The following is a 15,365-nucleotide window of genomic DNA, read 5'->3' as shown; positions in this document are numbered from 1 at the left end:
GCAGACGGGATGGAAGCCGGGGCCAGTGGTGGGTTGCCGACAGTGGGCTGATGCCGCAACGGAACCGGCGCCGGGCCCTGCAAGGCAGCAACGACTCTGAACAGTCCTCAGCCGTCGCCGACAAGCTGCGACCCCCCGGGCGTGGAGCCGAGTAACGGATGGCCGGCGGGCGGCCCGGGGAACCCGTGAGAGCTGCCTCGCGGTGGCCAGAACGGCTTCCGGAAGCCGGCTCGGCCATGGAGACGCGCAGTGCGCCACGGCCTGCGACGGAGTTGTCCGGGCAGTCGGCAAGGCACGCGGCTGGTACCGCACTCTGCCCTCACGGTACGGAAGGCACTGGTCAGCGGGTGTTGTGATGTAGGTCTCTCATCCGGCCGGCAGATGCGGTGTCCCCAGGATCGACGCCGCTCCGCGCTGTCCACCGTCTCCAGGCGAGGCAGCACGGTGGCCCGGGCCCTGTCCGCCACCCAAGGAGCCAGGATGTCCACCACGTCTGCCCCACCCTCACAGCCCAGTGCAGCCCCCGTCACACCACGCAACAGACGGCGTACACCCCGGCGTCTCGCCGTGGCCATTGCGTGCTGCATGACCGCAGCCACCGTCGTACCCCTGACCATGACGAGCAGCGCATCGGCCGCAGACGAACCCTGCACGACCGCCGGCCACACCGTCACCTGCACCTACATCCATACCGATACCGAACAAACCCTGACCCTGCCCGACACCGTCGACACCGTCGACATCACCGCCATAGGCGCCGCAGGAGGCAACTCCCTGACCAACGGCGGTTCTGTCATCAGTGGAGCTGGTGGCCGGGGGGCGATCGTCGACGCCTACAACGTGCCGGTCACCGACGCGGCAGTCACGGAGCACCAGCGGACCCTGTATGTCATGGTCGGCGGTCCCGGCGCCGACGGGGCACAGTCCGATGGAGGCGGCCAGGGCGGCTTCAACGGCGGAGGCGGATACTCGCAAGAAGGCAGCGGTACCACTTCCCTCGGTGGGGGCGGGGGCGGTGCCAGCGATGTACGCACGCGGTCCTCCTCGAGCACACCTCTCACCCTTCAGGACAGCCGCCTCGTGGTCGCCGGCGGCGGCGGAGGCGGAGGAAGATACGGCGGACAGGGCGGCACTGCAGCAGGCCCCGGCGGCATCAACGACTATGACACGGGGTACGGCGACGGCCTGGACGGGGAGGACGGCGACGGCTTCGACAGTCACGGCGGCAAGGGCGCAGACTCCAACGGCGTGTTTCACCAGACGCGCACGGGTGGTGAAGGAGGCGGAGGCGGAGGCGGCGTAGGCGACGATCTCCACGTCGCCGGCGGCGGAGGCGGCGCATCCCCCGACAGCTTTAGAATTCAAGAATCCGACGTCGACGGAGGCCCCGGCGGTGGCGGGGGCGGCACCTCCGGCGGCAAGGCAGGCCAGCCATTGGACGTCGAGTATCGCTTCGACGCGACGGACGGCACTCTCGGACAGGGCGGAAACCCAGGAGTTTTCGGCGCCGTGGGCGCGGGCGGCGGCGGCGGCTATTACGGCGGCGGCCCCGGCGACACCCAGGGTGAGCTTGGCGGTGCTGGGGGTGGGGGTGCAGGCTCGTCGTACTCGGTGACCACCAACGCCACCGCCGGTCCGGTCCCCGCGGACAATCCCGTGGCATCCCAGGTGATCATCACCTACACCCTCGACGTGAACAAGGCGGACAGCAGCACCACCCTGTCCTCCAGCCGAAACCCCTCGGCACCGGGCGAGTCCGTCGTCCTCACCGCGCACGTCGACAGCAGTACCGCAAGCCCCGGCGGTGACGTGGTGTTCAGCCGCACCGGGAGCAGCACCCCGCTGGGAACCGCCCCGGTCGAGGCCGGTAGCGCCTCCTTCACTGTCCCGGCCGCGTCCCTCCAATCGGGCGACAACGCCTTCACCGCCGCCTACCAGGGCGACAGCACCCACAACGGGTCCGCGGGCGAGATCGTGCAACGGGTGCAGTACGCCACCAGCGATCCCTTCTTCCTCTCCCCCATCGACCCCGACGCCGTCAACCTCCTCAAGGCCAGCCAGGCCGTACCCGTCAAGTTCACCCTCGACGGCAACCAGGGCATGAACGTGATCGCCGCCGGCTACCCCCGCTACACCCGAACCGCCTGCACCGGCGGCGAACCGACCGACCTCACCGACGAGACCACCACCAGCCAGGCCGGACTCACCTACGACAACGGCACCTACAGCTACGTATGGAAGACCAAGAAGGACTGGGCCGGCCAGTGCGGCACCCTCAACATCAAACTCGCCGACAACACCACCCACACCATCCAGGTCCGCTTCAAGTGACCACCTGAACCGCACCCCACCCCCCACCCCGAAAGGAACAACACCCCCCTCACAACCCAAGCAAGACCCCGGGCCCTCACCAGGCGTGCACCCCACCCCTGGCGAGGGCCCACCCACGACATGAGGCACCGAGTCGGCAACCCCAACACCCCAGCCGTGCCCCGCACAAGCCCTCCGCAACCGGCCGACCAACCCCGCAAACCCCGGTGACCGCCCCGCCCGAAGTCCGCACCGCGCAGGCGCTCCAGGCGGCCGGTTCCACGTGCACCATCGGATGACCCAACCCCCTTAACGGAACGTAGAGTTGGACCAGCCTCGCGACGCTCTACTCCTGGTCGCGCGCAACGTCAAGCGGGCCGCTGATGTCTGACATCACCGGCTGACATCAACAGCCACCCAGGCCAAGCCGAGCAGACACGGCCCATGGCGTACGGGATGGAAGCCGGGGTGAGTGGTGGGCCGAGGGGCGAGGACGGAAGCGGAGGCACAGTCGCTGCTCGCTTCGGCCTGTCTCAGATGCCGGTACCTCGCGGGCGATAAGGCGATTCAGGCAACCGAAGATGTCCTTCCTGGACATGCCGACGGACCCGGATCGACTGGGCCGGCCAGGTCAAACAGCTACTGACCGTGGACTACCCCGACGCCGAAACCGTGGTCCTGGTGATGGACAACCTCAACACCCACACCATCGCCTCCCTGTACGAGGCATTCGAACCAGAAGAGGCCTTCGCCCTGGCCCAGCGCCTCGAGATCCACCACACACCCAAACACGGCTCCTGGCTCAACATCGCCGAGATCGAACTCTCCGCGCTGACCCGGCAATGCCTCGACCGCCGGATCGGCGACCTCGACACACTCAACACCGAACTCTCGGCCTGGCAGAACGCCACCAACACCCACCAACGCCAAGTGGACTGGCAGTTCACCACCCATGACGCACGCATCAAACTGCGCCACCTTTATCCCAAGAATTAGCCACGACAGTCTACTAGCTCCGACCGGCAACGGTGGCTTCGGCAGCCGGTCACGGGCCCTCGGTTTCCGTCTCGTTCAGCTACGTTCACGGCCGTTCAGGACCCGACACCCGCTCTCACGACCCTCCCCGCAGCCTGTATGACCTCCAACAACCGATCTCTGCAGAGCTGCACATCACCGTGCCCGTGCCCCTGCCGTACCCGATCGTGCGCGGAACCACGGGGAACACCGGGCAGTTACGGTTGCCGGACGTGAGCAGGGCCCCTTCACAGTGCTCGCAGAGCGGAGGCGGCGGGATCTGGACCCCCGGTGACACCGCTGCCACGACGGTTTTCAAGACCGTTGCCCTGCCGCGGCAGTTATTGGCCCTGACCTGCACCGATGCATCAACCATGTGGCGCGTCAGGTGCGTTGGCCCAGGCATGGCCCACGGACTCGGCACTGAGAGCGAGACCTCTTCGTCCCGAAGGAACTTGGGCGGGCGCTCGGCCATCGGCTGATGTGCCGCCCGTCTGCGCTGATGGTCCGTAGGCGTCCCCGCTCGTCCGCCAGTGTGCGTCGGCGTTGTCACGCAGTTAGACACTCACCCGGTTGTCAACGCAGGTTAACGCAGGTCAACCCAGTTCTCCGGGTGCAGGCATAACTCTCCCCGAGGGAGGCTGAGCGGGACGTCACCGGTTCTCAGCGAGCGTGGACGGGACCGCGCCGGTCGTGGTGGGCGGAAGGAGCGCGTGCGATGAGGGTCATGCTGAGAGCGCAGCTGGACACTCAGATGTCGAATGAGGCGATCAAGAACGGCACACTGCCGAAGGTCATGCAGTCGATGACGGAACAACTCAAGCCCGAGGCGGCCTACTTCGTCCCCACCGGGGGCGGGCGATCCTGCACCTTCGTCTTCGACATGCAGGACAGTTCACTGCTGCCCACGATCGCGGAGCCCCTCTGCGAGGGGCTCGGCGCGAAGATCGAGATCCAGCCGGTGATGAACAGCCAAGACCTGCAGAAGGGTAACGGCGACAGCCACGGCAGCTGTAGTTCCAGCGTCTGGGCTGGTCAGTGTCTTGTCGGGGGTGCGTGCGGGCATGAGGACGGCCACCGCGATCATGAACGTTTGTGACGACGTATCAAGACACGGTGGCCGCGGAGGCCACGATAGCGGAGCAGACGTGGGGCGAGACATTCGGGAGGGTCATGGCAACCGTCGCGGGCTGTTTCACACGGCGTGAAACGCGGGCGACAGCCGCCGAGTTGGTCGCCGGACTGTTGCTGGAGGTGGACACGCGGAACTGCTGGACGCTCGGGCAGGCGTTGGGACATCCGGGCCCTCACCGGCTGCAGCACCTGTTGTCCCGTGCCCGGTTCGATCACGATCGGGCGGGGAAGGAGATCGTCCGCCTGGTGGCCGGTGAACTCGCCGGGCAGGACGTGGTGTTGGTGGTGGACGAGACGGGCGATGCGAAGTCCTCGACGGAGTGTGTGGGAGCCGGACGGCAGTACTCGGGTGCGATCGGCGGTGTCGGTCTGTGTCAGGTGGCGGTGCATCTGGCGGCGGTCTCCGCGACCACGAAGGTGATCATCGACCGGGCCCTGTATCTCCCGGCGGACTGGGCCGCGGACGAGGAACGCCGCGAGGTCGCCGGGGTGCCGGAGGAGGTCGGGTTCGCGACGAAGCCGCAGCAGGCGCTGTCCATGGTCACCGGCGCACTCGCCACGGGGATCGAGGCACGCTGGTTCGCGGGCGACGAGGTGTACTGCGGGCGTGAACTGCGCCGGGGCATACGCTCACTGGGTCTGGGCTACACGGTCGGCATCGCCGCTACGTACCAGGTCACCGACGGGGGCGGCCGCCGGTGGGAGGCCCGCAAACTGATCAACAAGGTGCGTCCCGAGCAGTGGATGCGCCGGCAGACCGGACACGGCACCAAGGGCACCCGCGAGTACGACTGGGCCTGGCTCGACGTCCGCCCCGACGACACTCCCGACGAGAACGAGAACGAGAACGAGAACGAGAACGCGGCCGGGGCGGGGACGAGCGTGCTGGTCGCGCGGCGGCACCGCTACACCGGCGAGGTGTCCTACTTCCGCTGCTGGGCACCCGGCGACGTCGCCCTCGCCACACTGATGGAAGTGATCTCGCGCAGGTGGCGGATCGAGGAAACGTTCCAGCTCACAAAGGGCTTCACCGGGCTCGACCAGGGTCAGGTGACCTGCTGGAACTCCTGGATGCGCTGGTCACTGTTCTCCCTGTTCGCCGCCGTCGTCCTCGCTCTCACGGCCGCAGCCATCCATGAGGGCTCCGAGCGGCAACCCGGACTCGTCCCGCTGACCTGTCCCGAGCTCATCCGTCTCCTGCGGGCCATCGTGCTGCCCCCAGCCGCCCGCGACCGTGATCATGTCCTGCGCTGGATCGCCTGGAGGCGCCGTCACCAAGCCGTCGCAACCGCCTGCCACCAGCAACGACACCGCTGCCACGACCAGCCGTGATCAAGAACTACAGCTGCCGTGACAGCCCCCGGACGCTACGAACTCCGCGGCAGCGCTTTTACCAGTCCCTTGTTCCGAGGAGTGCCCGCAGTCCCCAACGACGCTAATGACACGATGCACGACGACGACACCGTTCCGTTGTGTGGCGACGCCTGATCAGATGACCCTCCGCAAGAAGTAATTATCGGACCGTTCGCCACGGAGGTTTAATGCCTAAACGGCGGTAGCAGCATCAAACGGCAGCAAGAGCGGAGACTGCCGAGCGATCACTTTGGGTGAATAGAAGGCATGTACAGTAGTCGACCTGGAGCTGCTTACAGAGCACGGGCGACACGGCTGAGAACCCGACTTCGAAAGGGATCGAAACTTCCCGCGAACTGCTCGTCGGCATGCTGCCAGCCCGCAAGCGGAAGGCGATCGCGATCAACCCTATGGTCACCGACCTCGACACTCGCTGCGGCGGCCCGGTTCAGCAGAACCTACAGCGGTCCGGCCTTCGGCCCGAGAGCCTGAAAGCGGCTCAATAAAAACTACTGCCCGATACCTTAACCCTACGGGCAACCGCGACGACTGGCATCGAGCCATCCTGGACTCCCCCTCTTACTGCCAAAGCAGTCGGCGTCTGTCCATGGAGAACCCAGATGAGAAACGACCGTCAGGTTTCACACCCGACCCACAAGATCACCCCAGCCGAGCACGAGCCGTCCCCCGTCAAGCGCGAGCAGCCCTCCAGTTGCATACCCCACCGTCATACGACGAGCGATGCTGCGAACACGGCAAACGGTGCGGGACGCCCGTTTGTCAAACACGGGCAGGGGAGGCAAATATGGCCACGCATTGCGGCCTTGCAACCGTCGCGAACGGGTAGGCGAGCCCTCGCCGCCGCACTCGGACTGAGCCTACCCCTAGCCTTCCTGCCCCTATTCGCCACACCAGCAACAGCCGCAGCCAGCCCCAATCCTTCATCAGCCGTAGCGGAAGTAGCTTCATCGCGATTTGCGCCAGACAAAAGCAGCGATGCGTGCTGGATTAAGTATTACCGCTGGTGCACGAAATGGGGCACCGTGGGCTTTCGGGGTCCCCGCGGCCCTGTCGGTCCCCGCGGCCCTGAGGGTCCTCAAGGTCCTCAAGGGCCTCAAGGGCCTCAAGGCCAGGTCGGTGCCGCCGGCGAGAAAGGCGAACCCGGCCCACAAGGCGAACCTGGAATTTCCGGTTGGATACAGGTGCGAAGCATAGTAATAGTCCCGCCTGGGCAAGGTCGTTTTCATGAGGCACAGTGTCCAACAGGTAAAAAAGTCCTCGGAGGCGGGTTCAACTTCAATAGCGCGGCAGGCGGCGTGGTCGAAACCAGCCTTCCCGACACCGATGCGTGGTTTGTGCAGGGGAGGAACACGGGAACAATAGATCTCACTCTTTCTGTATTTGCAGTCTGCGCCACCGTGGCTTCTTGAGGGACGCCGTCGACTCGGGCCCCGACGGCTACGGACTGTCGGGGCCTGGGAGGCCAGGGTTCGTGCGGTCTCACGCGGCAAGATAGGTTACTTGTGGGCTTACGTGACCTGATGGCTAGTTATCCGCTTGGATGCGGCGAATGCGACCCCTGATGGTCAAGGTTCTCGAAGCCTTTGATCACGAACAGGGGTGTCGCGTTCGCGCGCCATCCTCGCTGATCGACGTTCTCGAGCGCCACGGCGGAGACGTCGATCTGCCCTGCCCGTCACCTGCCCCCAGGACGATGGCGACCATGCGCAACCTCGCCATCGGCCTCATCCGCCAGGCAGGCTGGACAACATCTCCGCCGCCAACCGACCACTACCGGTCACGAACCGACCACGCACTCCAACTACTCGAGCTCGACGCCTGAGAACGCATCAGCCTTAGCCCCCTGAGGCGTTTGACTGCGTGCCACGGGGGCGACGGGCTTGCTGCTTGACACTCCTGAAACCGTCGTGGCAGCGATGGCACCGTGGGTTCAGATCGCACCGCCTCCGCTCTGCGAGCACTGAGAAGGGCCCCTGAACTGGGCTTTTGGTCAGGGGCCCTTCTCATGTCCGGCAACCGTAACTGCCCGGTGTTCCCACGGCAGGGGCACGGGCAACTTCTGATCCGTAGCTCTCCAGAGATCGGTCATTTGAGGTCATTCAGGCTGCCGGATCGCCTGTGATGGCCGGCGCGGGGCGCTGGCGGTTGCTGGGGTTGCTGTACTTCGTTGCTGTACCGCCTCGCCGAGGTGCCGGACGGCTTTCGCGCTCTGCCGGGTCTCGTGGCTCATCGCGCGCCATGCCCGGAACGCTTCTACGGTTGAGGGAGAACGTGGCGCCTGCGGATGCCTGTTCTGTCCGCCTCCGCTGCGCCCGTCTCGGAGCGTCAGCGCCTTTAGGAGGCCCTTCGCAATGGCTACAGCATCCGACACCCCGGTCCTGGACACTCTCGTCGCCATGACGGTCGACTCTCTTGAGCGATGTGGGCTGCCCCCGGACACACTCATCCTCACTCGCATCGCCGCGCTCGCCGCTTCGGACGCGCCTCCCATCTCCTACCTCGCTCACATCGATCCTGCTCTCAGGGCCGGCCTGACCGCCGCCCAGGTGCAGGACGTCCTGGTCGCCGTCGCCCCCATCGTGGGTACCGCCCACGTGATGACGGCTGCGCGCAACATCGCAGAGGCGCTTGGCATGACGATCGCGGTAGCCGAGGCCGAGATCGAAGCCGAGGCCAAGGCCAAGGGCTGAGGGAGGGACCCACCCCGGCAGTCAACGTGCCTCCGGTGTCCTGCCGTTTTGGCCGTCGGCTGCTGGGCGGTCAACGTCGGCCCGGCTCTGCTGGCCTGGCTGCTTGTGATCATGCCAGCAGTGATCAGCGCCCAAGGCTCCGACACAGATGTGTCGACGGCCTACCTATTGGCCGCCAGTCAGAGCCTGGCTCTGGGCCCCTTGCTCGGCCTGTCCCAGTCCCTCGTCCGGCATGTCCCCGGTAGTCGGCCGTCAGGGTTCGGCGCCAGCCGGGACTGTTCGTGGCTGTTGATGTCAGCCGGTGATGTCAGACATCAGCGGCCCGCTTGACGTTGCGCGCGACCAGGAGTAGAGCGTCGCGAGGCTGGTCCAACTTTACGTTCCGTTAAGGGGGTTGGGTCATCCGATGGTGCACGTGGAACCGGCCGCCTGGAGCGCCTGCGCGGTGCGGACTTCGGGCGGGGCGGTCACCGGGGTTTGCGGGGTTGGTCGGCCGGTTGCGGAGGGCTTGTGCGGGGCACGGCTGGGGTGTTGGGGTTGCCGCCTCGGTGCCTGATGTCGCGGGTGGGCCCTCGCCGGGGTGGGGTGCACGCCTGGTGAGGGCCCGGGGTCTTGGTTGGGTTGTGAGGGGGGGTGTTGTTCCTTTCGGGGTGGGGGGTGGGGTGTGGGGTGTGGTTCAGGTGGTCACTTGAAGCGGACCTGGATGGTGTGGGTGGTGTTGTCGGCGAGTTTGATGTTGAGGGTGCCGCACTGGCCGGCCCAGTCCTTCTTGGTCTTCCATGCGTAGCTGTAGGTGCCGTTGTCGTAGGTGAGTCCGGCCTGGCTGGTGGTGGTCTCGTCGGTGAGGTCGACGGTTTCCTCGCTGGTGCAGGCGGTTCGGGTGTAGCGGGGGTAGCCGGCGGCGATCACGTTCATGCCCTGGTTGCCGTCGAGGGTGAATTTGACGGGTACTGCCTGGCCGGCCTTGAGGAGGTTGACGGCGTCGGGGTCGATGGGGGAGAGGAAGAAGGGATCGGTGGTGGTGTACTGCACCCGTTGCACGATCTCGCCCGCGGAGCCGTTGTGGGTGCTGTCGCCCTGGTAGGCGGCGGTGAAGGCGTTGTCGCCCGCGTTGAGGGATGCGGCGGGGACGGTGAAGGAGGCGCTACCGGCCTCGACCGGGGCGGTTCCCAGCGGGGTGCTGCTCCCGGTGCGGCTGAACACCACGTCGCCGCCGGGGCTTGCGGTATTGCTGTCGACGTGCGCGGTGAGGACGACGGACTCGCCCGGTGCCGAGGGGTTTTGGCTGGAGGACAGGGTGGTGCTGCTGTCCGCCTTGTTCACGTCGAGGGTGTAGTCCTGCGATGTGACGGACTGTTGCAGGCTGCCGGTGCCGGCGTCGGTCACCGTGACGGTCACGGGCTGGTCGTCTGCGGCGGGTCCGGTGGGGGTGCCGGTGATCAGTCCGGTGTCCGGGTCGATGTCCAGGCCGTCGGGCAGGCCGGTGGCGGTGTAGGCGTAGGGGGCGGTGCCGCCGGTGGGCGGTCCGGTGATCGGGAGGTGGCTGTAGTCGTCGCCGATCTTCGCGGCGGGCAGGGAGTCGGTGAACACCGCCTCCAGGTCCGGCACGGTGTAGGAGATGACCACCTGGGATGGAACGGGATTGTCCGCGGGGACCGGAACGACCGTGGCGTCGAGGGTCACCGAGTACGACGAACCCGCACCCCCACCCCCCGCATTGGAAAGCGGAGCCTCGGTTCCGCCGGGGCCGCCGCCGTAATAGCCGCCGCCACCACCCGCGGCCGCGGCCGACACTATGACTCCTGAATTTCCGCCCTGTCCGAGAGTGCCGTCCGTCGCGTCGACGTCTCCGCTGTAGTCCGAGTCCCATGGCTGGCCTGCCTTGCCGCCGGTGGTACCGCCCCCGCCGCCGCCGGGTCCGCCGTCGAACGGGGCACCATTGACATAGCTGTCGGGGGATGCGCCGCCTCCGCCTCCGGCGACGTGGGGATCGCCGCCTCCGCCCCCTTCACCGCCCGTGCGCGGATCGTTGGAAAAAACGCCGCTGGAGTCTGCGCCGTCGCCGCCGGGCGTGCCGAAGCCGCCGCCGTCCTGCCCGTCCAGGCCGCCGCCGTAGCCCGACTCGTAGTCGTTGATGCCGCCGGGGCCTGCTGCAGTGCCGCCTTGTCCGCCGCGTCTTCCGGCGCCTCCGCCGCCGCCGGCGACCACGAGGCGGCTGTCCTGTTCGGTGAGAGCTACGCTTGCGGGCTTGGTGCGTACATCGCTGGCACCGCCCCCGCCGCCACCGTAGGCGTAGGTGGAGCCGGCTTGCGGGTTTCCGCCTCCGCCGTTGAAGCCGCCTTCGCCGCCTCCACCGAGGGCCTTCCCGTCGACGCCGCGGCCGCCGACCATGACATACAGGGTCCGCTGGTGGCCCGTGACTGCGGCGTCGGTGACCGGCACGTCGTGGGCGTCGACGATCGCCCCCCGGCCACCAGCTCCAAGGAAAGTACTGGCGAGGGTGGCGTCGCCTCCTGCGGCGCCTGTGGCGGTGATGTCGACGGTGTCGACGGTGTCGGGCAGCGTGAGGGACTGTTCGGTGCCGGTGCCGGTGTAGGTGCAGGTGACGGTGTGGCCGGCGGTCTCGCAGGGTCCGTCCGCGGCCGATGCGCTGCTCGTCATGGTCAGGGGTACGACGGTGGCTGCGGTCAGGCAGCAGGCAATGGCCGCGGCGAGACGCCGGGGTGTACGCCGTCTGCTGCGTGGTGTGACGGGGGCTGCATCGGGCTGTGAGGGTGGGGCAGACGTGGTGGACATCCTGGCTCCTTGGGTGGCGGACAGGGCCCGTGCCACCGTGCTGCCTCGCCTGGAGACGGTGGACAGCGCGGAGCGGCGTCGATCCTGGGACACCGCATCTGCCGGCCGGATGAGAGACCTACATCACAACACCCGCTGACACGTAAATACATGCAGGTCAGGGCGTTTTCGGGCAGGGGTGGTGACCGGGCGGTGGTGATGCGAGGGCCGTCCGGTGTCTGGGTAGACGGAGTTTCAGGCCGCGCTGTTCATCGGGTCGAGGGTGACCCGGTAGCCGAGCTGGTTGAGCTGGCCGACTGCTTTGCGGGCGGCGCGTTCGGGGTCGCGCTGGGTGAAGTAGGTGCCGCCGAGTTCGTGGTAGGGCCGTTGGTCGGTGAGCATGTGCCAGATCGCGGTGATGATCGAGTGTTCGATGGCGACCAGGGCCTTCATCGGGCCCCGGCGGGCGGTCAGGCGTCGGTAGCGGGCCTGGAGATAGGTGTCTTTGGTTCTCACCGCACCGAACGCGGCCAGGCCCAGGGCGCCTTTGAGATGCGGGTTTCCGGGCCGGACCTTGGTGGTCTTGCTCCGGCCGGCGGAGGAGTGATGGCCGGGGCAGACGCCGGCCCAGGAGGCGAGATGCTTGTCACTGGCGAAGCGGCTCATGTCGCCGCCGGTCTCGGCGACGATCACTTCGGCGGTGGTTTGGTTGACACCCGGGATGGTGTCCAGGAGTTCCAGGACGGGCCGAAAGGGAGACATCGCCTCCGCGATCCTCGTGTTCAGCGTGTCGAGCGCGGTCGTGAGGTGGTCGTAGTGGTCGAGGTGGACGCGGGCCAGGAAGCCGTGGTGTTCGCGAAAACGCCCGGTCAATGCCTCGGTGAGCTCGGGAATCTTGTTGCGGAGGCGACGCTTGGCCAGGTCGGCGAGCGCGTGCGGGTCGTCCTGACCGGCGATCAGAGCCTCCAGCATCGCCCTGCCGGAGACACCCATGATGTCGGCGGCGACCGCGGAGAGTTTGATCCCGGAGTCTTCCAGCATCTTCTCCAGCCGCTGGACGATCTGTCCGCGGGTGCGGGTGAGTTGAGTGCGCATCCGGGTCAGATCCCGCAGTTCGCGGATCGGCTGCGGCGGCACGAACGAAGCCCGCACCAGGCCGTGCGCCCCGAGTTGGGCCAGCCAGGCCGAGTCCGAGACATCAGTCTTGCGGCCGGGCAGGTTCTTGACCTCCCGCGCGTTGACCAGCATCACATTCAAGTCCTCGGAGAGCAGGAAGTAGAAGGGCTTCCAGTAGTCCGACGTCGCTTCCATCACTACCAGCGTCACGCCTGCCGCCACCAGATGATCACGCAGTTCAAGGACCGAGTTGGTGGTCGCACCCCAGGTAGTGATCTCACTGGTGAACGTTCCCCGGCGTTTGCCACCCGGCGTCCGCACGCAGACCTTGGCGTCCTTCTTGCTGATATCCATCCCCGCGCACCGCTCGTGCAGCACATCCATGGTCCCGTTCCCCTTCCGGCCGAGCAGACAGTCCACAGGAACTGCCCGCTCCGGGAGGGCCAGGGCAAATCAGGAATCTGACACCCGTGCTCACAGCAACACTCCACGGTTCCCGTGGACGGCCCTCAGCACCATGCTGACCAACGAGCTGCACAGCATCACAGAGGAGTCGGTTTCGACCGGAACGACCAGCCCACGATCATGCTCGCGGCCATCGCACCAACCCGGCAGAGCGCGCGAGAAGCACCCGCAGCACACCACACCATTTACCACGCCCCCGGCGCGCACCGAAGGTGCGCTGGGTTGCTGACCAGTGCCTTCCGTACCGTGAGGGCAGAGTGCGGTACCAGCCGCATGCCTTGCCGACTGCCCGGACAACTCCGTCGCAGGCCGTGGCACACGGCGCGTCTCCATGGCCGGAACGGGTTCCGGAAGCCGTTCCGGCACCGCGAGGCAACTCTCACGGGTTCCCCGGACCGCCCGCCGGCCATCCGTTACTCGGCTCCACGCCCGGGGGGTCGCAGCTTGTCGGCGACGGCTGAGGACTGTCCGAAGTCGTTGCTGCCTTGCAGGGCCCGGCGTCGCTTCCGTTGCGGCATCAGCCCACCACTGGCCCCGGCTTCCATCCCGTCCGCCGTCGACCCACACCGTGGTGGAGCGGGCGTGGTTCATGGCGTCCAGGTGGAGCGCGCCACTGTACGAACGACCTGGACGCCATGGGCCGCGTCTGCTCGGCTCTGCCTGGGTCGACGGCGGACGGGATGGAAGCCCCTCAACGCTCGCCACAATGTGCCCGCAGTCGGCAACGGCGCCCCCTGGATCCCGGTGCCGGCCGATCCCCCGCCGGAGGCATCGGCTTTGACCGTGGCTGCGTTCAGGCAGGAGCACAACACTCGTCCCTCTCGGTTCACAGCCCGTGGAGGCCGCCCGACCTCAGCCGTGGCGCACCTGCTTTTGGATCAAAGCGTCTTTTGAGGGTTCGCGCGGATCGGGTGCTGTTGGCCATGGTGCGGTGCCTTGTCCTCGGGTCGGGCCTGGTGGTGTGGGCCATGGTGGGGGGTTCAGGCTCGGTCCGGTGCATCGGCCCCTGGGCGGGCCAGAGCGTGAAACGCGGATCATCCCGGGGCAACGATGGTGGCGCGGGGCCGGGGCCGGGGCGGCGCGGGCCGAAGGCAGGAGCGCAGCCCCGAGCCCCGAGCCCGCGCCGGCCCGCAGTGCGGGCCGGTGGGGTGTGATCCTGCGTAGCGGCGGCCGGAAAGCCATGGGGACAGCGCGACCGGATGGCCGAAGACCAAGAGCCCCTACCTGGGCCACGACGCCGTGGGCCCTGGACCAAGAGGGGCTACGGTGCTGCGCCGAGGGCGCTTGAGCACAGAGAGGCTGCGGTGTCCCGTGGTGGAGCTGTGGAGTCTTGTCAATTCCAAGTGCGCCACGGCCGAGGTCGGCCGGCCTCCACAGGCTGTGGACCGAGAGGGATCCCCGCCCCCCGCCCGGAAGGGCGGGGCTTGATGAGGTAGAGAAGGTCGGGGGCTAGGCCAGCCGCGGGCGCTGTGCGTTAGCCGTGACGTCACGGTGTGGGCCTGGGTTGTGTGCGCATGCGTGGCGACTGTGGCGCTCATAGTCTGGTGGTGCTCGGGGTAGTCGCGGAGGTTAGTCATGCCCCGAACCATCTGGTCCGGCGCGATCAGCTTCGGCTTGGTCACGGTGCCGATCAACGTGGTCAGCGCCACCGAGACCCACAGCATCCAGTTCCACCAGTACCACTTGCAGGACATGGGCCGCGTCCGGGTGCGCAAGGTGTGCGAGCTGGAGGACCGCGAGGTCAGCCAGTCGGAGATCGGCAAGGGCTACGAGTACGCCCGGGACCAGGTCGTCGCCGTCACCGATGAAGACCTGAGCAACCTGCCGCTGCCGACGGCGAAGGCGATCGAGATTGCCGGGTTCGTGCCGCTGGAGTCGATCGACCCGATCCGCATCGGCGACGGCTACTACCTGGCACCGAAGGGGCAGGTCGCGGCGAAGCCGTACAAGCTACTGGTGAAGGCCCTGGGTCGCTCGTCGAAGGTCGCCGTCGCACGCTACGCATGGTCTGGCCGCGAGCGCCTCGGCCTCGTGCGGGTGCGCGATGACACGCTGGTGCTGCATGCGATGCGCTGGCCGGACGAGATCCGCGACCCCACCGAGCTGCTGCCCGAGCCGGTGGAACTCACCGACGAGGAGATCGACGGGGCGCTCTCCCTCATGGACTCGATGACCCGCGACAGCCTGGAGGGCGAAGAGTTCCGCGACAGCTACACGGATGCCCTCGCCGAAATCATCGAGGCGAAACGGGAAGACAGGCCGCTGCCCGAGGCGCCGGAGCCTGAGAAGCCGGGCCAGTTGGTCGATCTGATGGCGGCGCTGCAGGAGTCCGTGCAGAAGGCCAAGGCGTCCCGCGGCGAGGACGCCGAGGTGCACGAGATGCCGAAAAAGAAGACCGCCAAGACGACTGCGAAGAAGGCTCCTGCGAAGAAGACCGCAGCGAAGAAGTCGGCGGGGCGCCAGCCGCGGAGCGCCTGACCGCCACGC

8 protein-coding genes and 1 pseudogene are annotated in these 15,365 nt (G+C 67.3%); 7 read left to right on the top strand and 2 right to left on the bottom strand.

Annotated elements, in window-relative coordinates; translation table 11 throughout:
• The first annotated feature begins 585 nt into the window (after positions 1-585).
• The 6 genes and pseudogenes from OG331_RS47750 to OG331_RS47725 all read left to right on the top strand — a co-directional run bounded on the left by OG331_RS47750 (position 586) and on the right by OG331_RS47725 (position 8,522).
• Positions 586-2,331, top strand: coding sequence for a PxKF domain-containing protein (locus tag OG331_RS47750; protein ID WP_406191799.1), 1,746 nt, complete (start codon positions 586-588; stop codon positions 2,329-2,331).
• 582 nt (positions 2,332-2,913) lie between these two features.
• Positions 2,914-3,175: pseudogene (locus tag OG331_RS47745) on the top strand (transposase); the annotation flags it as partial.
• Positions 3,176-4,042: 867 nt separating this feature from the next.
• Entirely contained in the window at positions 4,043-4,423 is a 381-nt protein-coding gene (locus tag OG331_RS47740) for a hypothetical protein (protein WP_406191801.1), read from the top strand.
• A gap of 74 nt (positions 4,424-4,497) precedes the next feature.
• Entirely contained in the window at positions 4,498-5,790 is a 1,293-nt protein-coding gene (locus OG331_RS47735; RefSeq protein WP_406191803.1) for an IS701 family transposase, read from the top strand.
• Between the two features lie 1,603 nt (positions 5,791-7,393).
• The gene (locus tag OG331_RS47730) at positions 7,394-7,654 is read left to right on the top strand and encodes a hypothetical protein (RefSeq protein WP_406191805.1); all 261 of its coding nucleotides are present in this window, start codon (positions 7,394-7,396) and stop codon (positions 7,652-7,654) included.
• 529 nt (positions 7,655-8,183) lie between these two features.
• Positions 8,184-8,522 (top strand): carboxymuconolactone decarboxylase family protein, encoded by a 339-nt coding sequence (locus tag OG331_RS47725; protein ID WP_406191807.1) that lies wholly within the window; start codon positions 8,184-8,186, stop codon positions 8,520-8,522.
• A 684-nt stretch (positions 8,523-9,206) separates the two neighbouring features.
• On the opposite strand, the gene OG331_RS47720 is transcribed toward OG331_RS47725, so the two are convergent.
• Both OG331_RS47720 and OG331_RS47715 read right to left on the bottom strand, forming a co-directional pair.
• Positions 9,207-11,183, bottom strand: coding sequence for a PxKF domain-containing protein (locus OG331_RS47720; RefSeq protein ID WP_406191809.1), 1,977 nt, complete (start codon positions 11,181-11,183; stop codon positions 9,207-9,209).
• 369 nt (positions 11,184-11,552) lie between these two features.
• Positions 11,553-12,797 carry an IS110 family transposase gene (locus OG331_RS47715; protein ID WP_406190426.1) on the bottom strand — a complete coding sequence of 415 codons (1,245 nt, stop codon included), beginning with the start codon at positions 12,795-12,797 and terminating at the stop codon, positions 11,553-11,555.
• A 1,656-nt stretch (positions 12,798-14,453) separates the two neighbouring features.
• Here OG331_RS47715 and OG331_RS47710 point away from each other — a divergent pair.
• Positions 14,454-15,356 (top strand): Ku protein, encoded by a 903-nt coding sequence (locus tag OG331_RS47710; RefSeq protein ID WP_406191811.1) that lies wholly within the window; start codon positions 14,454-14,456, stop codon positions 15,354-15,356.
• The last annotated feature ends 9 nt before the right edge of the window (positions 15,357-15,365 follow it).

It is taken from the genome of Streptomyces sp. NBC_01017, assembly GCF_045162795.1.
Classification (GTDB): Bacteria; Actinomycetota; Actinomycetes; order Streptomycetales; family Streptomycetaceae; genus Streptomyces; species Streptomyces machairae.
Note: the sequence above shows the minus strand (reverse complement) of the source record. Positions and strands in the feature narration are given on the sequence as shown.